The organism is Modestobacter sp. SYSU DS0290, assembly GCF_054050955.1.
Window position 1 is genome coordinate 94,081 of record NZ_JBJHAI010000011.1, and the last position, 19,888, is coordinate 113,968.

The window sequence follows — 19,888 nt, forward strand, 5'->3', positions numbered from 1 at the left end:
TTGCCCACCCCCGCCGGGACGAACCGCCGGTCAGCGCGCCCGGTCGGCCGACAGCTGGGCGACCAGCAGGTCGGCGACGGCGCGCATGCCGGCCTCGTTCGGGTGGTAGGGCGCCACCCCACCGCCCAGCAGGTCGCCGAACACCCAGCCGGTGACCCACGGCTCAGCTGAGCCGACGGCGTGGTCCCGGGAGACGGCCGAGGCCGCCACCAGCTGCGCCCCGGTGTCGCGGGCGGCCGCCGCGGTGGCCGCCTCGAGCCGCCGGCCGACGTCGGCGCAGAGCCGGCGGTGCTCCTCGCTCATCGGGAAGGCAGGCGTGGACTGCTCCGGCACCACGGTGAGGTAGTCGACCAGCACCACCCTCGCCCGGGGCGCCCGCCGGCGGACCTCGCCGACCAGCTGGGCCAGCCGGTCCGACAGGACCGCCAGCGCCGCGTGCACCGCAGTGGGGTCGATCGGGGTGCCGAAGAACGCCCGGGCGGGCAGCGGCGTGCCCTCCGGGTCGGCCTGGAACGAGCAGCGCAGCAGGGTGAGCAGGTACTCGACGTCGTTGCCGCCGACGGTCACGGTCACCAGGTCGGCGTCCGCACCGACCGCGTCGATCTGCGGCGGGACGGTACCGCCGGCCAGCAACGCCTGCGGCCGGGTGAGGACGTCGTCGATCGTCGCTCCGCCCGAGGTGACGTCGACCAGGTCGTGGCCGAGGCGCTCGGCGACCAGGTGCGCGTAGTTGCGGCCCGACCGGGCGCACCCGGGATCCAGGATCGGCTCGATGCCCGGGCCGGCGGCGAAGGAGCTGCCCAGGGCGACGTAGCTGGTCACCGGGCGGCCCGGGCCGCCGCCATGAGCCGCTCGAGCTCCTCGCCGGGGATGGCGGCGCCGAAGTCCGCGACGAACCGGCGCATCGGCATGGACCCGATCATCTGCAGCATCCCCGCGTGCGTCTCCGCGGCGCCCTCGGGCATCGTCGCCAGGAACCCTTCGAGCAGCTGCGGGCCGGCGACCGGGTGCTCGAACCACTCGGCGACCGAGGACTGCAGGGTGAGCTCCGGGACGATCTCGTCGCCGGCCAGGGTCACGGTCGCCTCGGCCACGATGTCGGTGGCGCTGCGGCCGATCTGCACGGTGTGCTCCCCCGGTGCCACGATCCAGGCGTGCTCCCGGACGTCCCAGTAGGCGAACGCCCGACGGTCCAGCGCGAAGGTCACCGTCTCCGACTGCCCTGGCGCCAGCGCCACCTTCCGGAAGGCGCGCAGCTCGCGGGCGGGCCGGCGGACCGGCCCGGCGGTGGTCGCCACGTACACCTGGACGACGTGCCGGCCGGCACGGCTCCCGGTGTTGGTGACCGTGACGGCGGCCTCCGCGCTGTCGGCCCCGGTGGTCGTGACCTGTAGGTCACTGGTCTCGACCGTCGTGTAGCTCAGCCCGTGCCCGAACGGGTACCGCACCGGGCGGTCGACGGTCACGAAGTGCCGGTAGCCGACCATCACGCCCTCGCCGTACCGGACGTGGCCCTGTTCCCCCGGGAAGTTGAGATGGCTGGGGGTGTCCGCCAGCCGCAGCGGGATGGTCTCGGCCAGCCGGCCCGAGGGGTCGACGGCGCCGGTGAGCAGGTCGGCCAGCGCGCTGCCGCCGGCCTGGCCGAGCAGGAAGCCGGCGAGCACGGCGTCGACGTCGTCGTGCCAGCCCTCCAGGGAGACCACGCCCCCCGAGGAGAGGACGACGACCGTCCGCGGGCTGACCGCAGCGACGGCGCGGATCAGCTCCACCTGGGCGGCGGGCAGGTCGATGTGCGTGCGGTCGAAGCCCTCGGACTCGTCGCTCTCGGCCAGCCCGGCGAACACCACGGCGACGTCGGCGTCCCGGGCCAGGCCGACGGCCTCCTCCCGCAACTCGGCGGCGTCCCCCGAGCCGTCGAGGGTGAAGCCGGGGGCGAACACGACCGGGCGGGTCGCCTGCAGCGCGGTGAGCGCGTCGTCGACCCGGGTGGCGTTGACGTGCGAGCTGCCGCCGCCCTGGAAGCGCGGCGTGCGGGCGAACTCGCCGACCACGGCGAGCCGCTGCCCGGACGCCAGCGGCAGCGCACCGCCGTCGTTCTTGAGCAGGACCGCGCAGCCGGCCGCGAGCTCGCGGGCCAGCGCGTGGTGGGCGTCGGCGTCGAAGCCGTCGGTCGGCTCGCCGACGTACCCGGCCAGCGCGGCCACCCGGCGGACGCTGCGGTCTACGACGGCCTCGTCCAGCCGGCCGCTGCGCACGGCGTCCACCACCAGGGCGTTGCCGGCCCCGTGGTCACCGGGCATCTGCAGGTCCAGGCCGGCCTCCAGGGCGGCGACCCGGTCGTCGACCGCACCCCAGTCGGAGACGACGGCGCCGGCGAAGCCCCACTCCTCGCGCAACACCTCGGTGAGCAGCCAGTGGTGCTGGGAGGCGTAGACCCCGTTCACCTTGTTGTAGGCGCACATGACGGTGGCCGGCTGCGCCTCGGTGACGACCCGCTCGAAGGCCGGCAGGTAGATCTCCCGCAGCGTGCGCTCGTCGACGTCGGCGCTGACCTGCATGCGCTGCGTCTCCTGGTTGTTGGCCGCGAAGTGCTTGACCGAGGCACCCACGCCCTCGCCCTGCTGGCCGCGGACGTGCGCGGCGCCGAGCACCCCGGCCAGCAGCGGGTCCTCGGAGTAGTACTCGAAGTTGCGTCCGCACAGCGGCGACCGCTTGATGTTCACTCCCGGCCCGAGGACTACCGGCACGCCGAGCGCACGGGCCTCCCGACCGACCGCCGCACCGACCCGCTCGGCGACGTCGGGGTCCCAGCTCGACCCGACGGCGACCGCCGGCGGGAAGCAGGTGGCGGGCAGGCTCTGCAGCAGACCGGCCCGGTCGAAGTCGCCCTGCTGCCGGCGCACGCCGTGCGGGCCGTCGGTGAGCACCACCGACGGCAGGCCGGCCGCCTCGACCGGCGGGGTGGACCAGAAGTCCTGGCCGGAGAGGAGCCGGGCCTTCTGCTCCAGCGGCAGCGCGGTCGGGTCGGACGGGGTGGTGGCAGTCACTCCCCGATCCTGCCGCGGGCTGGTCCCCGCGTCGCCGCGGATGCCATTCACCGGGAGCGCGGCCGTTCCGTCCGTGCGGCGCGGTCCCGTTGCGGTCCGAGCACGCCGTTCGGGGGATGCTGATCGTCGGCGGCGGCTCGATCGTGCTGACCGGCAGCCCCACCGCGGTCCGCGGCGAGGGCGCGGACTTCACCGCCTACGCGTCATCGAAGGCAGGCATGCCACGCTCCGAGTCGGGCTCAGGCCACCCGGGTCCGGCGCTCGTGCAGGCGGAGCCGGGCCAGGAGGTCGGCGACCAGCAGGCGGAAGTCGACGTCGGTGCAGACCCGGCGGGCTGCGCCGCCCGGCCCGGCCGGGGACTCCGTCCACGGGCAGGCCACGTCGTCGAGGGCGGTGACCAGCACCGGCGGGCTGTCGCCGAGCGGCCACAGCTCACCGAGCTCGATGAAGTCGGGGATCGGCAGCTCCAGGTACTTCCGCCACAGCCAGGCACCCAGCCGCCCGGCGCCGCCCACGTCCTGCTCCAGCTCCGCCACCGAGTACGTGCAGCGCCGGTAGGTCTCCAGCGGGAACTGCCAGACCGAGAGCTCGGTGCGGCCGAGCACCTCGCGGGCGGCCTCGGCGTCGGTGTCCCGGTTGTACTCGTACGCGTCGGCGTCCAGCCCGCCGCCGACCCAGACCAGGGTCAGCCCGGCGGCGATGTCCGGCGCCTGCCGCAGCGCCTGGGCCGCGTTGGTCAGCGGCCCCCCGCAGACCACGAAGAGCGGCAGCGGGTCCTCGCGCCGTGCCTCCGCGACGATGACGTCCGCGGCCGCCGAGGAGGTGTCGCCGCCGCCCATCGGCACGTCGCACCCGGCGGCCACCACCGGCCGCTGGGTGCCCACCAGCGCGACCAGCTCCTGAGCGAGCCGGGCACCGGCCGCGGCCGTGCCCTCGGGCGGGCCGAACATCGGGCTCAGGTGCGTGCTGGTCACCGCCACCACCCGGTTGGCGGAGCTGAGCAGGTGGTGGGCCAGGGCGACCAGGCCGTCGGGGTCACCGTTCCAGTCGTTGTCGACCACGACCCGGCAGCGTTCGGCGATGCGCAGGGAACCGGTCATGGCAGCTCTGCCGGCTCGTCGCTGCCGGCGTAGCTGAAGGAGCGGACGACGACCGGAGCGGAAGAGCACCAGACGCCGATCATCCGGCCGGTCATCCCGCCGGCCACCTCGGTGGAGACGTAGCGGCCGTCGATCCGGCCGAGCTCGGTGAACCCGCCCTCGGCGTCCAGGATCCCGGCCACCAGCTGGTCCGGGCCCAGCGCCGTGGAGGAGAAGTGGCCCTCGGACGGGACGGCCCGGATCTCCAGCACGACGTCCCCGGCCGGGACGGCGACCTCGCCCAGCAGCTGCCGGAGCGCACCGACCTGGACCACCGCCCGCACCACGTCCCCGGCGACCTGGAGGTCGAGGTGGTGGCGGGCGTCCATCCGCACCGACAGCCCGCCGACGCCGTCCCCGTCCGCCGTCACGACCGCACGGACGCGGCAGTACAGGTGCTCCTGCCGCCGGCCGGCGAAGGCGACGTCCTCCGACGCCAGGTCGGCGTCCCCGGCGGACAGCCGCCAGCCGCCCTCGCCCCGGGTGAGCACCTCGCCGGGGAAGCGGCGCGGCGACACCCAGGAGACCGGCAGTTCGGCGCCGGCCAGCTCCTCGACCTCGACCGGGCCGGCGGGCGGCGTCAGCCACTCCCCCAGCGTCGGCCAGCCGTCGACCCACTCCACGTCGGCCGCGTAGGTCTCCCGGCCGAGCACGTGGAACTGCGGGCTGGCGCCGCGCGGCCGGACGCCGTGGAAGACGATCGCCCAGCTGCCGTCGGGCCGCTGCACCAGGTCGGCGTGTCCGGTGTTCTGCACCGGGTGCTCGACGCCCCGGTGGGTGAGCAGCGGGTTGTGCGGGCACGCCTCCCACGGCCCGGACGGCGACGGCCCACGCGCGATGGTCACCGCGTGCCCGCGCTCGGTGCCGCCCTCGGCGATCAGCAGGTACCAGAGGTCCCCGACCCGGTACAGGTGCGGGCCCTCCGGGAACCGGCCGCCGGTGCCCTGCCACAGCAGCCGCCGCTCGGTGAGCGCGGCGCCGGTGACCGGGTCGACCGCCTGCTGGACCAGCCCGGCCGGGCCGCCCGCGCCGAAGCCCGCGTAGCTGACCAGCAGCGTGCCGTCGTCGGCCCAGGCCAGGTCGGGGTCGATGCCGCGCACCTCGGTCAGCCGCACCGGCGCCGACCACTCGCCCAGCGGGTCCTCAGCGGTGACCAGGGTCTGCCAGCCGCCGTCGGCGAGGTTCGTGGTGATCATCCAGAACCGGCCGTCGTGGTGGCGCAGCGTCGGCGCGGTGATGCCGCCGGACCCGGGCGCCGCCGAGACGTCCAGCTGGTCCGGCCGGGACAGCACGTGCCCGACCTGCTCCCAGGAGACCAGGTCGGTCGAGCGGAACAGCGGCACGCCCGGGGCGTACTCGAAGCTGGAGACGACCATCCAGTACGTGTCGCCCACCCGGCAGATGCTCGGGTCGGGGTGAAAGCCGGGGACGACGGGTGCCGGGGTCACGGGCGCCGGCGTCACTGGTGCGCCTCCGGGTCGAAGAAGAGCGCGGGCTTCTCCACCGGCGGCGGCACGGTGACCGCGCGGGTGAACGAGTGCCGGCCCGAGGCCACCTCGACCGGCGCGCTGCCGTCGGGCAGCGACACCTCGGCGGTCGTGCCCGGCGGCACGGTCAGCTCCAGCGCCAGCTCCGCGCCGTCCAGGGTCCACGAGACCGCCGCCGTCCCGTACGGCGTCTCGTGGGTCGCCGCGGCGGAGGTGAGGCCGGGACCCGGCCGCGGGGCCACCCGCAGCCGGCGGTAGCCGGGCTCGGCCGGGGCCAGGCCGGCGACGGTGCGGTGCAGCCAGTCGGCCACCGCACCGAGGGCGTAGTGGTTGAACGACGTCATGTCGCCGGGGTTGATCGACCCGTCGGGGAGCATCGAGTCCCAGCGCTCCCAGATCGTCGTCGCCCCCATGGTCACCGGGTACAGCCACGACGGGTTCTCCCGCTGCAACAGCAGCTCGTAGGCCGTGGCCAGTTCGCCGGCGTTGGTCAGCGCGTCGGTCACCAGCGGCGTGCCGAGGAACCCGCTGGCGATGTGGAACCCGTCCTTGAACACCTGCTCGGCCAGCAGCCGGCCGGCGTGCGCCCGCTGGTCGGCGGTGAGCAGGTCGAACTCCAGGGCGAGGGCGTAGGCCGTCTGCGACGGGTAGGCCACCCGGCCGCTCGGGGAGACGTACTCGGCGCGGAACCGCTCGGCCGCCCGCTCGGCGAGGTCGGCGAACCGGGCGCCGTCCCGGCCCAGCACCTCGGCGGCCTGGGCGACCGTGCGGGCCGACCGGGCGAGGTAGGCGGTGGCGACGCACTGCCAGGGGGTCCGCGCCGCGGCGGGGTTGTCCGGCGGGGCCGCGGTGTCCAGCCAGTCGCCGAAGGAGAACCCGCCCTCGGGGAAGTCCAGCTCGGCGCCGGCCCGTGCAGCGAAGGCGTCGATCCAGGCGGTCATGGACGGCCACTGGTCGGCGAGCAGTCCGGCGTCCCCGGTGCGCTGGTAGAGCACCCAGGGGACGACGACGGCGGCGTCGCCCCAGCCCACCTCCGCCTGCTGCGGGAAGGGCAGCAGCGGGAGGAACGGCACGTACATCGGGACGATGCCGTCGTGGTCGACCAGCTGCTCGACCGCGAGGTCGGCCAGCCAGGAGCGCAGCATGCCGGCGGTGTCGTAGAGGAAGGAGGCGGTCGGGGCGAAGACCTGCAGGTCGCCGGTCCAGCCCAGACGCTCGTCGCGCTGCGGGCAGTCGGTGGGGACGTCGAGGAAGTTGCCGCGCATCCCCCACACGACGTTCTCGTGCAACCGGCTGACGTCCGGGTCGGAGCAGGCGAAGGTGCCGGTCCGGCGCAGGTCGGTGTGCACCACGACGGCCTCGAGGTCGGCCGGCGTCAGCTCCCCCGGCCAGCCGCTCACCTCGGCGTACCGGAAGCCGTGGAAGGTGAACCGCGGCTCCCAGGTGCGCGGGCCCTGCCCGTCGAGCACGACGACGTCGGTGGCGTCGGCAGCGCGGAGCGGGCGGGTGCCCAGCTCGCCGTGCTCGAGGACCTCCGCGTGCCGCACCGTGACCTCGGTCCCGGCCGGGGCGTCCGGCAGCGAGAGGCGCAGCCGGCCGACCAGGTTCTGGCCGAAGTCGATCAGCGTCCTCCCCGACGGCGAGGTGCTGATCTCCCGCACGGGCACGACCTCTGTGCGGCGCACCGGCGGGCCGGTCGGGGCGACGAGGGTGGCGACGTCGAGGGAGCCCGTCTCCACCGGTGCCCAGCCGCGGTCGTCGAAGGCCGGCCGCGACCAGCCGGGGAGCTCCCGACGGGCATCGAACGTCTCGCCGGCGTAGAGCCCGGCCCGGGTGAGCGGGCTGGGCGCCGACCGCCAGGAGCCGTCGGTGGTCAGCACGGTGCGGCCGCCGTCGGGGTGCTCCACCTCCAGCTGCACGAAGGCGCCGGTCCGGTCGCCGTAGAAGGCCCGCTTGCCGGTGAAGCCCAGCGGGCCGGCGAACCAGCCCTGCGCGAGGTGCACACCGAGCGCGTTGGCGCCCTCGGTGAGCAGCGCCGTCACGTCGTGGGTCTGGTAGCGCAGCCGGTGGTGGTAGCTGGTCCAGCCGGGCGCGAGCACGTGGTCGCCGACGGCCGTCCCGTTCAGCTCGGCCTCGTAGACCCCCTGCGCGGTGGCGTACAGCCGGGCCCGGGCGACCGGCCGGTCGAGGGTGAACTCCCGGCGCAGCAGCGCGGCGGGCTCGTCGCCGGCCCCGGCCGGGAGCACCGGGTGGACCAGCGTGGCGGTCCAGTCGGCCGGCGCGAGGAGCCCGGCTTCGACGACGGTGTCCTCGCTCCATGCCGACGGCTCGTCCACGCCCTCCCCCCAGACCCGCACGCGGACCGAGCGTCGCTCCCGGCTGGTCAGCTCCGGCGCGCCCCAACGCACGAGCACTGACTCGGCGGAGTCGACCCGGCCGGAGCGCCAGGTCGGGCCGTCCGCCGGCTCGATCTCCAGCTCGTAGGCCGCCTGACGCCAGCCGGGCAGCTCGGTGCGGGCGACCCAGGACAGCCGCGGCGCGGGCTCGCCGATGCCGAACGGCTCGCGGTGGTGCTCGACGGTGACGGGGAGGACGGTGAGGTCGCTCATGCGGGCTGCTCCAGGGTGGTCGTGAACGTGTGCTCGCCGGGTCCGGCGGATGACGTGGTGCCGTTCGGCAGGACGACCGTTGCTTCGGTGCCGGCGGGGACGGCGACGCGCAGGGAGAAGACGCCGTCCGTGATCGCCCACGCGGACTCGATCCGGCCGTACGGCGACTCGTGCGCCGCCTCGGCCGCGGTGATCCCCCCGCCGGGCCGGGGCTGGACGCGGAACCGCCGGTACGCAGGCTCCAGCGGCTCGATGCCGGCGGTGTACCGGTGCAGGAAGGAGACGACCGCGCCCTTGCTGTAGTGGTTGAGCGACTCGTGCGGCACGCCGTCGGCGTCCACGCCGTCCCACCGCTCCCACACCGTGGTCGCGCCGCGGTCGATCATGGTCAACCAGGACGGCTCGGTGTCGGAGAACAGCAGTTCGTAGGCGACGTCGAGGTGCCCGGCGTCGGCGAGCACCGGCAGCAGGAAGGGGGTGGACAAGAAGCCGGTGCCCAGGTGGGTGTCCGCCTTGCGGACCAGCTCGACCAGCCGCTCGGCCACCGCGGGCCGCAGCTCCGCGGGGACCAGGTCGAAGGCGAGCGCGCGCACGTGGTCGGCCTGGCTGTCCGGCACCAGCCGTCCCTCGTCGTCCAGGTACTCCGCCTGCCAGGCGGCGCGCACCTCCGCGGCCAGGCCTGCGTACCGGAAGGCGTCGTCGCTCCGGCCCAGGACCCTGGCGATCCGGCTCATCAGTGTGGCGCTGTGCGCGTAGTACGCCGTGGCCACCTGGCCCTTGTCGGCTGCGGCGAAGGCGCCGAAGTCGTCGATCTCCTCCCCGGGCACCAGCCACTCGCCCCAGTGGAAGCCGGTGTCCCACAGGAACCGCTCGTGCGGGGCGGGCTCGGGCCGGCGGGCGGCCCGAGCCGGGTGTCGCTGGTCCCGGGCCATTCGCTCCACGCGGTCCAGCCAGCCGACCATCGTCGGCCAGAGCTCCGCGAGCACCTGCTCGTCGCCGTAGGCGCGGTACAGCTCCCAGGGGACGACGACCGCGGCGTCGCCCCAGCCGGCGGAGCCGTTCATCGCGGCGACCGGGCCCGCCCGCCCCTCGCTGCGGGACGAGGGGCTGATGTTGGCGATCGTGCCGTCGGGCCACTGGTCGGCGGCGACGTCGCGCAGCCACTTGGTAGAGAAGCCGGCCACGTCGTAGAGGAACGCGGCGGTCGGCACGAAGAGCTGCCAGTCGCCGGTCCAGCCGGCGCGCTCGCGGTGCGGGCAGTCGGTGGGGATGTCGCAGGCGTTGCCCCGCAGGCTCCACACGGCCGCCTCGTGGAGGCGGGTGATCCGCTCGTCGCTGCAGGAGAACCAGCCGGTGCGGCGCAAGTCGGTGTGCACGACCACGCCGCGGACGTCCTCGGTGGTCAGGTCACCGGGGTGGCCCTCGATCCGCACGTACCGGAAGCCGTGCGTCGTCCGCCGCGGCTCGAACACCTCACCCGGCACGCCGGCCGACACAACCTGGTCGACCTGGCCGGCCGGCAGCGGCTCGGGCAGGAACGGCACGGCCGGGCGGAGGTGGTCGGTGGTGACGTCGCCGTCCGGGCCGAGCGCCTCGCCGTGGGTCAGCGTGAGGGTGGTGTTCGCCGGCCCCAGGTCGGTCAGCCGCACCCAGCCGTTGACGTTCTGGCCCAGGTCGACGACGTGCGCCCCGCTCGCCAGCCGGGTGACCGACACGGGGGTGAGCTCCTCGACCCGGCGCACCGGCGGCGCCGGTGAGTCGACGAGGCCGGCGTAGCCGTGCTGGACGACGCCCACCGGCGACCAGCCGGCGTCGTCGAACCCAGGGGCGTCCCAGCCCCGCGGCAGCCGCCGCAGGTCGACCCGCTCGCCCGCGATCAGGTCGGCGGCCACCACGTGGCCCTCGGCGCTGCGCCAGCCCGGTCCGGTGCCGATGACCGTGACGCTGCCGTCGTCGTGCACCAGGTGCAGCTGGGCGAGCAGCGCGAGCCGGTCGCCCCACTGGTCGGCGGCGCGGAGGATGCCGATCTGGCCGCGGAACCAGCCGTCGGCGAGCACCACGGCCAGCGCGTTGCGGCCGGGCCGGACGGCGGCGGTCACGTCGATGGTCTGCACCTGGAGCCGCACGTCGTACTGGGTGAAGCCGGGCGTCAGCTCCGCGGTCCCGGCACGCGCGCCGTTGAGGAAGGCCTCGTACAGCCCCTGGGCCGTGGCGTGCAGCCGCGCGGCGACGACCGGCCGGTCGAGGTCGAACTCGTACCGGAGCAGCGCGGCCGGCCGCTCCCCGGGCGGTCCGACCGGCAGCCGCCCGGGCTCCACCCACCACGCCTGCCAGTCCTCCGCCCACAGCAGGCCCGTCTCGAACCACGACGGCCCCGACACGGCGCTCTCGCCCAGGTCGGTGCGGACGGCCACCCGCCACTGCACCCGCTGGGACGACGCCAGCGGTGGGCCGGCGTAGGGCACCAGGAGGCTCCGGTCGCTCTCCACCCAGCCGGTGTCCCAGCCGGTGTCGGTGGTGATGCGGGCGGCCAGCTGCTCCCGGGCGTCGGCCGGCAGCTGCCAGGACAGCCGGGGCGTGGTGCTCCGGATGCCGAGTGGCTCGTCGAGGTGCTCGACCCGCAGATGGTGCGGCGCGTCCTCCGCTGCTGGTGAGCCCTGCCGGCCCCGGTGCACGGGCCCGACACGGGCCTGCGAGTGGTGGGGGGGGTCCTCCGTCACGGTCCCGGGACCCGCTCGGCGTGATGGCAGGCGGTGAGCGAGCCGTCGAGCGAGCGGAGCGGTGGCCGCTGCTCCACGCAGACGTCGGTGGAGAACGGGCAGCGCGGCACGAAGGGGCAGCCGGTGGCCGACGGCGAGGCGGCGCCCGCGGTGCCGAAGCCGGCGGCCTCCCGGGCCGCGCGGCGCGCGGCCTGCTCGGCAGGGCGCGGCACCGGGGCCGCCGCGGTCAGCGCCAGGGTGTAGGGGTGCCGGGGCCGCTGGGCGACCGACTCGGCCGGTCCGGTCTCCATGACCTGGCCGCGGTAGAGGACGACGGTGCGCTGGGACAGGAAGCGCACCACGCCCAGGTCGTGGGCGATGAAGAGGAAGGACAGGCCGCGCTGGTCCCGCAGGTCGGCCAGCAGGTTGAGCACCTGCGCCTGGGTGGAGAGGTCGAGGGCGGACACCGGCTCGTCCAGCACGACCACCTTCGGGTCGCAGACCAGCGCCCGCGCGATGGCGATGCGCTGCCGCTGACCGCCGGAGAACTGCGCCGGGCGGCGGTCGATGGCGTCCCCGGGGAGACCCACGGACTCCAGCCCGGACCGCGCCCGGCCCAGCGCCTCGGCGCCGGTCACGCCCATCAGCCGCAGCGGCTCCACCAAGGTCTGGCCGATGGTGCGGGCGGGGTTCAGCGAGGAGTACGGGTCCTGGAAGACCACCCGCAGGTCGGCCACCTGGCGGCTGCGCTGCTTGAGCGACATCGCGGTGACGTCCTGCCCGGCCACCTCCACCGTGCCGGCGGTCGGCCGTTGCAGGCCCAGGACCGCCTTGCCGATCGTGGACTTGCCCGACCCGGACTCCCCGACCAGGCCGAGCGTCTCCCCGGGTGCGATGTCGAAGCTGACGCCGTCCACCGCCGGCGGGGTGCTGCGCGCCCGGCGGCCCGAGCCGTAGCGGACCACCAGGTCGCGGACCCGGAGCGCGGGTGCCTGCTCCGCCGGGTGGACCTCGCGGGTGGGGTCGGCCAGCGCGGTCATCGGGACGCTCCTGCGGTCGGGGTGGTGGCGGGGGCCTGCGCCGCGCCGACGGGGTCGGCGTCCCAGCTGAGGTGGGCGCCGGCGAGCTCGTCGGCCCGGACGCAGAGCACCGACCCGGTGTCGTGGGCGGGCCGGGCCGGGAACGGTGACCGGCACTGGTCCTGGGCGAACTGGCAGCGGGTGGCGAACCGGCAGCCCGTCGGCCACGAGCCGGGCGGCGGCACCGTCCCGGGGATCGACGCCAGCCGCACCGGCACCGCGACGCCGTCGGGCACGTGCGGGTTGGCCGCCAGCAGCGCCTGGGTGTACGGGTGCGTCGGCGCGTCGAGGACCGCGGCTGCGGTGCCGGACTCGACCACCGTGCCGGCGTACATCACGGCCACGTCGTCGCAGATGTCGGCGACGACCCCGAGGTCGTGGCTGACGATCACCACCGACAGCCCGGTGTCCCGGACCAGTGCCCGCAGCAGGGTGAGGATCTCCGCCTGCACGGTCACGTCCAGCGCGGTCGTCGGCTCGTCGGCGACCAGCAGCTCCGGCTCCCCGGTCAGCGCCAGGGCGATGCAGACGCGCTGGGCCATCCCGCCGGACAGCTGGTGCGGGTAGCTCTTCAGCACCCGCTCGGCGTCGACGATGCCCACGTTGCGCAGCAGCTCCGCGGCGATCCGCCGGGCCTCGCCCCGGCCGACGCCACGGAACCGGCGGATCGGCTGGGTGAGCTGGTAGGCGATGGAGAACATCGGGTCCAGCGCCACCATCGGCTCCTGGGAGATCATCGCGACCTCCCGCCCGCGGACGGTGCTCAGCTCCTTCTCCGACAGCCCGACCAGGTCCCGGCCCCGCCAGTGGATCGCCCCGCCGCGCACCGACACCCCGTCGGGCAGCAGGCCCAGGAGGGACCGCGCGGTCATCGTCTTGCCGCACCCGGACTCCCCGACCAGCCCGAGCACGCGGCCCGGCCGCAACGCGAACGAGACCCCGGTGACCAGGTCCGCGCCGTCGTCGACGGCGATGGTGAGGTCCCGGACCTCCAGGGCGGCGGCCGGGTCGGCCGGGACGAGCTCCGCCGGGCCGTCGAGCGGGGCGGTCCGCGCCGGCGACCGGCGCCGCCGGCGGACCGGTGCGGCCTCCCCCGCGGCCTTGCCGGCGATCGCGTCGGCCAGCTCGTTCGCGGCGATCACGGTGAGCGCGAGGACCAGCCCGGTGGGCACCATGAGCCACGGCGCGTTGAACACGTAGGACGACGCGTCCTGGATCATGAAGCCCCAGCTGGGGTCCGGCTCGGCCGGCCCGAAGCCGAGGAAGGCCAGGCCCGCGACGATGAGCAGGCCGATGCCGTAGAGCTGGGCGGCCTGGACGGCGATGACGGTGGCCATCGACGGCAGCACGTGCACCACGTTCACCCGCAGTGAGCCGAGGCCGTTGACCCGGGCGGCGTCGACGTAGAGCCGGGTGCGGACCGACTGGGCCACGCCGAGCAGCACCCGGTAGACCGCGGCGGAGATCAGCACGCCCAGGACGGCCATGATGATGAACGTTCGGACCCCGATCACCCCGATGACGGCCAGCAGCAGGATCGTCGAGGGCAGCGCCAGGAACACCTCGGTCACCCGGCTGATGACCCGCTCCACGCGTGGCCCGCGCTCGGCGGCGATCAGCGCCAGCGGCAGGCCGACCCCGAAGGCGACCAGCACGGTCACCGCGGAGGAGAGCAGCGGCTCGGTACCGGCGGTGAAGATCCGGCTGAGCAGGTCCCGGCCGAGCGGGTCGGTGCCCAGCCAGTGCTCGGCCGACGGCAGCGCCAGCCGGTTGGCGAGGTCCTGCTCGGCGACACCGTAGGGCCGCCACCACGGTGCGGTCAGCGACGCCACCACGATGAAGAGCAGCCAGCCGGCGGCCAGCAGCCCACCGGGCCGGCGGAGCACGGCGGGCACCCGTCGGCGGGCCGGCGGGCCGGGCTGCGCGGTGACCTCGTCGGCCGCGTCCAGCGGGAGCACGCTCACGATGCACGCACCTTCGGGTCCAGTGCCGCCACGAACAGGTCGAGCAGCAGGTTGATGATCACGACGACGACGGTGGCCACCACCACGACCCCGACCAGGGCCGGGAAGTCGCTGGAGGCCGCGGCCGCCTGGCCGGCCTGCCCCAGCCCGGGCAGCGCGAAGAGGTTCTCGATGATCACCGAGCCACCGAACAGCGCGATGAACTGGATGCCGAGCACCGAGACCACGGGGAGGCTGGCGAAGCGCAGCGCGTGCACGTAGCGGATCCGCCACTCCGGCGTGCCCATCGCGCGCAGCGTCCGGACGTGCTCCTGGTCCAGCGCCTGCCGCAGGCCGGCGTTCGCCGTCCGCGCGACGATCGCGGCCCCGCCGATGGTCAGCGTGAGCACGGGGATGAGCAGGCTGGTGAACCACCCGGCCGGGTCAGTGGTGAAGGGGACGTACCCGGTGGCCGGCAGCCAGCCCAGCTGGAGCGCGAGCACGTAGACCAGCAGGATGCCGACCCAGAAGACCGGCAGCGACAGCGCCACCCCGCTGCCGGTGGTGATCAGGCGGGCCAGCCGGCCGCCACGGACCGCCGCGGTGACCCCCAGGACGATGCCGAGGACACCGGAGAGGAGCGTGGCGAACAGCGCGATCGAGGCCGTCACGGGCACCCGGTCGGCGAGGTCCGCGGCGATCGAGCGGCCGTCGATGAGCGAGGTGCCCAGGTCACCGCGCACCAGGTCACCTAGGTAGTCGAAGAACTGGGTGGGCAGGGGGCGGTTCCAGCCCAGTGCCTCGTTCTCCGCAACGATGCGCTCCGGGGTCGCGTTGGTGCCCAGCCGGACCGCGCCCGGGGAGGTGTCGGTGGCGTGCACCAACAGGAAGCTGATCACCACCGCGGCGAGCACCGTGCCGATGGCCATGGCCATCCGCCGTGCGAGGAAAGGGAGCATCTCGGGGTCCTTCGGCGTACGGGTCCGTGGGCGAGGGGACGGTGCGGCAGTGGCCGGTGGCCGCGGGACGTCCCGCGGCCACCGGTCTGCGCCGGGTGGCTCAGGTGGCCGGCTCGACCTCGGAGAGGACCAGGTAGTTGTTCGTCCCCGCGTAGGAGGGCTCGGCCACCTTCTCGGCGTCGTAGCCGGTGTAGGCGTAGTCCTCGTAGACCGGGACGTACCAGCCGTTCTCGGTGATCGCCCGGTTGAGCTCGGCCAGCGCCTGCTCCTTGGCCTCACCGGTCGTGCCGAGGGCGGCGCCCAGCGCCTCCTGGATCTCCGGCTCCTGCGCACCCTGCATGTTCATGAAGCCGCCGTAGAGGACACCGGCGACCCAGCCGGCCGGGTTGTTCCCGATGGCCATCGGCCCCCAGATCACCGGGTCGGTGCGGACCGCGGCGAACGCCTGGTCGGTCGAGGTGGCGGTCACGAAGTTCATCGTGATGCCGATGTCGGCCAACTGCTGCTGGATCGCGACCAGGTCCTCGTCCGGCTGCCCCAGCACGGTGATGTCGAAGGCGAAGCCGTCGGCGTACCCGGCCTCGGCGAGCAGCTCCCGGGCCCGCTCGGGGTCGTAGCCGTACTCCTCGTTGAGCGCCGGGTCGTAGCCCTCCGCCTCGGCGGGGAACAGCTGGGCCGTCGCCTGGGCGCCCGGGTGCAGCTGCTCGACGAGCGACTCGCGGTCGATGGCGTAGCTGATCGCCTGCCGGACCCGCTCGTCGGCGAAGGCCGGGTTGTTGGCACCGGTCTTGTCGATGATCGGGAAGCCGACGATCGTGCCGCCGACCTTGGCCAGGCTGGAGCGCTGCTCGACCATGTCGATGGTGGTCGGGTCGAGGATCGTGGCGATGTCGGCCTGCCCGGAGACGACCGCGTTGGCCAGCGCCTGCGGGTCGGTGATCACGTTGAAGACGACGCTGTCGTAGGCCCACTCGTCGGCGTTCCACGCCGACTCGTTCTTGTCCAGCGTGTAGGTGCTGGCCCGTGTCGTCTCCCCCGCGTTGAGGGTGTAGGCCCCGGAGCCGTCCGGGGTGGTTTCCAGGGAGGCGGGATCGGCGAGGCCGTCGGGCCCGACGATGACCCCTGCGGTGTCGGTGAGGTTGTTCTCCGGGCTGGCCTGCGGCTGGGCCCAGGTGATGACGACGGTCTGCGGGTCGGGCGCCGCCACGTCGACGATCTCACTGGCCCCGCCGGTGGCGAGCGCCCCGTAGGCCTCCAGGTCGGGGTCGTTGCGCCGGTCCAGGTTGGCCTTGACCACCTCGGCGGTCAGCTCCGAGCCGTCGGCGAAGGTCACGCCCTCGCGGAGGGTCAGCGTCGTCTGGGTGTCGTCCTCGTTGTTGCTGAACTCGGTGACCAGGCTCGGCGCCACGGTGCCGTCGGGCTGGGTGACGAACAGCGAATCGTAGAGGGTGCTGAAGAAGGTGAACTGCCCCTGCGAGTACTCGAGCGGGTCGTAGCCGGTCGGTGCGGCGTCCGCGTCGTAGGCGAAGGTCAGCGTGTCACTGGGGCTCTGGCTGCTCGTGCCGCCGCCGCTGCCACCACCGCACGCGGCGAGTGAGGTGAGCGTCCCGGCGGCCAGCACGGCCACCCCGGTGCGCATCAGGGCGGGACGGCGGGGCACCAGGGGGTCGCGAGTCCTGAACGGCTTCATTCCGGTCTGGCTCCTTCGCTTCGTTACGGAGGGGTCATGTCGGCCGGGACTCGGCCGCGCCGGGGGTCCGGCGTTGGCGGCAACGATGCGTGCGGCTCTTCGGTGACGTCAGGCACAATGCCGATCAATGGAACACAACTGTGGTGTGGGCCTCACCCGTTGCCAGCAGGAGAACAGCGCGTGACCGAGGAACGACCAGCACAGGCCCGGGTGCGGGGCCGACGCCCGCCGCAGGGCGAGCCCGTGGTCGACCGGGCCCTCGCGCTGCTCGGGGCCTTCGACGCCGGTCACGTGCAGCTCACCCTCAGTGAACTGAGCCGCCGCACCGGAATCCCGCCGAGCTCGGCGCTGCGGCTGGCCGGCCGGCTGCTGGAGTGGGGGGCGCTGGAGCGGGACGCCGACGGCCGATTCTCCATCGGCCTCCGGCTCTGGGAGGTCGCCTCGTTGACCCCGCGCGGCCACGGCCTGCGGCAGGTCGCCCTGCCGTTCATGGGCGACCTGGAGGAGGTCACCCGGCAGCACGTGCTGCTCGCCGTCCGGGAGGGTGAAGAGGCGCTGCTGGTCGAGCGCCTGTCCTCGCACGGCGCGGTGGCCGCCCTCTACCGGCCCGGCGGCCGGATGCCGCTGCACTCGACCGGGGTCGGCCTGGTGCTGCTGGCCTTCGCCGACTCCTCGTTCCAGGAGCAGGTGCTCGCCCAGCCGCTGATGCACCAGCCGGAGAAGGTCCCGGTCTCCTCCGCCGCGCTGCGGCGCACGCTGGCCGAGATCCGCCGGGACGGACTCGCCACCTTCCGCCGCGGCGCACCCGGGCCGATCGTGTCGGTGGCGGCGCCGGTCCTCGATGCCCAGGGCGCGGTGGTCGCCGCGCTGTCGGTGGTCGTCCCGGCGGAGAACGCCGAACCCCGGCTGCTCGGCCCCGCGGTGCGCACGGCCGCACGGGGGATCTCCCGCGGCCTCGGGGCCCGGCGAGCGCCGGATACGGCCTGATCACACTCCTCTGCCATTGACCGGCAGCGGCACTGCTCACGGTGAGCGACGTCACGCATGCTCGGAGGACGTCGATCAACGAGGAGCGCCGTGCCCGTACCCGTGCGGTACGGCCTCCCGGACACGCTGGAGGCCCACCGCATGACCCAGTTCCCGGACGGCTTCCTGTGGGGCACCGCCACCGCCGCGCACCAGGTCGAGGGCGGCAACGTCAACAACGACCACTGGGAGATGGAGCACGCCCCGCACTCCCCCTTCGTCGAGCCCAGCGGTGACGCGTGCGACTCCTGGCACCGCTGGGAGGCCGACCTCGACCTGGTGGCCGGCGCGGGACTGGACACCTACCGGTTCAGCCTGGAGTGGAGCCGGATCGAGCCCGAGGAGGGCGAGGTCTCCCGGGCCGCGCTGGACCACTACCGGCGCATCGTCGACGGCTGCCGCGACCGCGGGCTGACCCCGATCGTCACCCTGGTCCACTTCACGATGCCGCGCTGGATGATGCACGACGGCGGCTGGACCGGGCCGAAGGCCGGTGACCGGATCGCCCGGTTCACCGAGCTGGCGCTGCCGGCGGTCGAGCACGCCGAGTACGTGCTCACGCTCAACGAGCCGAACCTGATGGCGGTCCAGCCGGTGATCGGCGCGATGGCGCGCCGGGGCGAGCCGATCCACGGCCTGCCCGTGCCCGACCAGGGCGTCGCCGAGGCGCTGCTCGGGCTGCACGCCCGCAGCGCGCAGGTGCTGCGGGGCGCCGGCGCTCCCCCGTCCGGCATGTCCCTGGTCGGCCTCGAGTACATCGACCAGGGCGGTGGCCAGGAACACCTGCAGGCCGCGCGCGCGGCGATGATGGACCAGTTCCTGCGGGCCGCCGCCGGTGACGACGTCCTGGGGCTGCAGGTCTACACCGCCCAGCGGTTCGGGGCCGACGGGCTGATCGCCCCGCCGGCCGACCGGCAGACGCTGGCCCACGGCATGGAGCGCCGCCCGGAGGCCCTCGGCGCCGCGATCCGGCACGCCGCCTCCGTGCTGCCGGAGACCCCGCTGCTGGTCACCGAGAACGGCATCGCCACCGCGGACGACGCAGACCGGATCGCCTTCACCACCGACGCGCTGCGCGGCCTGGCCGAGGCGATCGACGCGGGCGCCGACGTCCGGGGCTACGTGCACTGGAGCCTGCTGGACAACTTCGAGTGGATGCTCGGCTTCGCGCCCACCTTCGGGCTGGTCGCCGTCGACCGGCAGACCTTCGCGCGCACGCCGAAGCCGAGCCTGGCCTGGCTGGGCCAGGTCGCGAAGCGCAACGGACTCGCCTGATCCACCTGCCGTCCAATGGCACCCCGCTGGGCCCGGTGACCCCGGTCACCGAGGCTCAGCACCGTCAACGCCGACACCGACCCGGGAGCACCCCATGAGCTTCGAGTACCTGATCGACCCCGCGAAGGGCCCGCAGTGGCAGGGCCTGCTGCCCGGCAAGCCGCAGCCCTACGTCCTCCGTAAGGGCGAGGGCGAGCACGCCAAGCTCTTCGGCGACGTGTTCACCGTGCTGCTGTCCGGTGACGAGACACAGGGTCAGTTCGGCATCATCACCGCGGACTCGCCGGCCGGCGACGTCATCCCGACCCACTCGCACAACGGAACCCACGAGACCTTCTACGTGCTCGAGGGCAAGGTCCGGCTGTTCTTCGAGGACGGCGAGGGCGCCAAGCAGTCCCAGCTGCTCACCCCCGGCGACTTCGGCTACGTGCCGGCCGGGTTCGCGCACGCCTACCAGGTCGTCGAGCACGCCCGGATGATGGGCACCCTCTCCGGCGGCTTCGAGCGGTTCTTCCAGCACATGGGCGCTCCGACCGACTCCACCAGCCCCGACCAGCCGCCGTTCATCCCGGACTTCCCGCGCATGCAGGCCGCCGCGCAGCAGCACAACATGCAGTTCATGCCCGACTTCGAGTGGCCTGAGCCCACCGCCTGACCTGCGCTCACCCACCGCCGTCCGCTCCGGGGGGGGGGGGGGGGGGGGGGGGGGGGGGGGGGGGGGGGGGGGGGGGGGGGCGGGGGGCCCCCCCCCCCCCCCCCCCCCCCCCCCCCCCCCCCCCCCGCCCCCCCCCCCGGGGACTAACCGCGGTTCCGGGCGCGGGGGGGCCCCACAGGGGGGGGACCTGCTGGTGGGCGACGGGGCCCATGCCGGCCTCGTTCGGGTGGTAGGGCGCCACCCCACCGCCCAGCAGGTCGCCGAACACCCAGCCGGTGAC

General features: G+C 74.6%; 13 protein-coding genes. 3 read left to right on the forward strand and 10 right to left on the reverse strand.

Annotated features, from left to right (window positions below; translation table 11 throughout):
• Positions 1 to 30 precede the first annotated feature (30 nt).
• The 10 genes from ACI795_RS11515 to ACI795_RS11560 form a co-directional block, all read right to left on the reverse strand.
• A complete protein-coding gene (locus tag ACI795_RS11515; protein WP_457075636.1) occupies positions 31 to 822 on the reverse strand; it encodes an SGNH/GDSL hydrolase family protein in 792 nt (263 codons plus the stop codon).
• Positions 819 to 3,047, reverse strand: a complete 2,229-nt coding sequence (locus ACI795_RS11520) for a glycoside hydrolase family 3 C-terminal domain-containing protein (RefSeq protein ID WP_457075637.1) — start codon at positions 3,045 to 3,047, stop codon at positions 819 to 821. Before ACI795_RS11520 ends, ACI795_RS11515 begins: the two co-directional genes overlap by 4 nt.
• A 239-nt stretch (positions 3,048 to 3,286) precedes the next feature.
• Positions 3,287 to 4,147 (reverse strand): nucleoside hydrolase, encoded by an 861-nt coding sequence (locus ACI795_RS11525; protein ID WP_457075638.1) that lies wholly within the window; start codon positions 4,145 to 4,147, stop codon positions 3,287 to 3,289.
• Entirely contained in the window at positions 4,144 to 5,649 is a 1,506-nt protein-coding gene (locus ACI795_RS11530; protein ID WP_457075639.1) for a family 43 glycosylhydrolase, read from the reverse strand. The genes ACI795_RS11525 and ACI795_RS11530 overlap by 4 nt, the downstream gene beginning before the upstream one ends.
• The gene (locus ACI795_RS11535) at positions 5,646 to 8,282 is read right to left on the reverse strand and encodes a glycoside hydrolase family 78 protein (RefSeq protein ID WP_457075640.1); all 2,637 of its coding nucleotides are present in this window, start codon (positions 8,280 to 8,282) and stop codon (positions 5,646 to 5,648) included. Before ACI795_RS11535 ends, ACI795_RS11530 begins: the two co-directional genes overlap by 4 nt.
• The gene (locus ACI795_RS11540; protein ID WP_457075641.1) at positions 8,279 to 11,002 is read right to left on the reverse strand and encodes a family 78 glycoside hydrolase catalytic domain; all 2,724 of its coding nucleotides are present in this window, start codon (positions 11,000 to 11,002) and stop codon (positions 8,279 to 8,281) included. The genes ACI795_RS11535 and ACI795_RS11540 overlap by 4 nt, the downstream gene beginning before the upstream one ends.
• Entirely contained in the window at positions 10,999 to 12,021 is a 1,023-nt protein-coding gene (locus ACI795_RS11545) for an oligopeptide/dipeptide ABC transporter ATP-binding protein (protein ID WP_457075642.1), read from the reverse strand. Before ACI795_RS11545 ends, ACI795_RS11540 begins: the two co-directional genes overlap by 4 nt.
• Positions 12,018 to 14,024, reverse strand: coding sequence for a dipeptide/oligopeptide/nickel ABC transporter permease/ATP-binding protein (locus tag ACI795_RS11550; protein WP_457075643.1), 2,007 nt, complete (start codon positions 14,022 to 14,024; stop codon positions 12,018 to 12,020). The genes ACI795_RS11545 and ACI795_RS11550 overlap by 4 nt, the downstream gene beginning before the upstream one ends.
• The gene (locus tag ACI795_RS11555; RefSeq protein WP_457075644.1) at positions 14,021 to 14,962 is read right to left on the reverse strand and encodes an ABC transporter permease; all 942 of its coding nucleotides are present in this window, start codon (positions 14,960 to 14,962) and stop codon (positions 14,021 to 14,023) included. The genes ACI795_RS11550 and ACI795_RS11555 overlap by 4 nt, the downstream gene beginning before the upstream one ends.
• A gap of 100 nt (positions 14,963 to 15,062) precedes the next feature.
• A complete protein-coding gene (locus ACI795_RS11560; RefSeq protein WP_457075645.1) occupies positions 15,063 to 16,652 on the reverse strand; it encodes an ABC transporter substrate-binding protein in 1,590 nt (529 codons plus the stop codon).
• A gap of 180 nt (positions 16,653 to 16,832) precedes the next feature.
• On the opposite strand from ACI795_RS11560, the gene ACI795_RS11565 reads away from it, so the two are divergent.
• The 3 genes from ACI795_RS11565 (at position 16,833) to ACI795_RS11575 (ending at position 19,608) form a co-directional block, all read left to right on the forward strand.
• The gene (locus tag ACI795_RS11565) at positions 16,833 to 17,639 is read left to right on the forward strand and encodes an IclR family transcriptional regulator (protein ID WP_457075646.1); all 807 of its coding nucleotides are present in this window, start codon (positions 16,833 to 16,835) and stop codon (positions 17,637 to 17,639) included.
• A 90-nt stretch (positions 17,640 to 17,729) separates the two neighbouring features.
• Positions 17,730 to 18,953 carry a glycoside hydrolase family 1 protein gene (locus ACI795_RS11570; RefSeq protein ID WP_457075647.1) on the forward strand — a complete coding sequence of 408 codons (1,224 nt, stop codon included), beginning with the start codon at positions 17,730 to 17,732 and terminating at the stop codon, positions 18,951 to 18,953.
• Positions 18,954 to 19,047: 94 nt separating this feature from the next.
• Complete coding sequence (locus ACI795_RS11575) at positions 19,048 to 19,608, forward strand: quercetin 2,3-dioxygenase (protein WP_457075648.1); 561 nt, start codon at positions 19,048 to 19,050, stop codon at positions 19,606 to 19,608.
• Positions 19,609 to 19,888 lie beyond the last annotated feature (280 nt).

Excerpts from the sequence above, each read along its gene's own strand:
- ACI795_RS11525 (WP_457075638.1), bottom strand. The coding sequence starts at position 4,147 with ATGACCGGTTCCCTGCGCATCGCCGAACGCTGCCGGGTCGTGGTCGAC.
- ACI795_RS11560 (WP_457075645.1), bottom strand. The coding sequence starts at position 16,652 with ATGAAGCCGTTCAGGACTCGCGACCCCCTGGTGCCCCGCCGTCCCGCC.
- ACI795_RS11575 (WP_457075648.1), top strand. The coding sequence starts at position 19,048 with ATGAGCTTCGAGTACCTGATCGACCCCGCGAAGGGCCCGCAGTGGCAG.
- ACI795_RS11555 (WP_457075644.1), bottom strand. The coding sequence starts at position 14,962 with ATGCTCCCTTTCCTCGCACGGCGGATGGCCATGGCCATCGGCACGGTG.
- ACI795_RS11545 (WP_457075642.1), bottom strand. The coding sequence starts at position 12,021 with ATGACCGCGCTGGCCGACCCCACCCGCGAGGTCCACCCGGCGGAGCAG.
- ACI795_RS11535 (WP_457075640.1), bottom strand. The coding sequence starts at position 8,282 with ATGAGCGACCTCACCGTCCTCCCCGTCACCGTCGAGCACCACCGCGAG.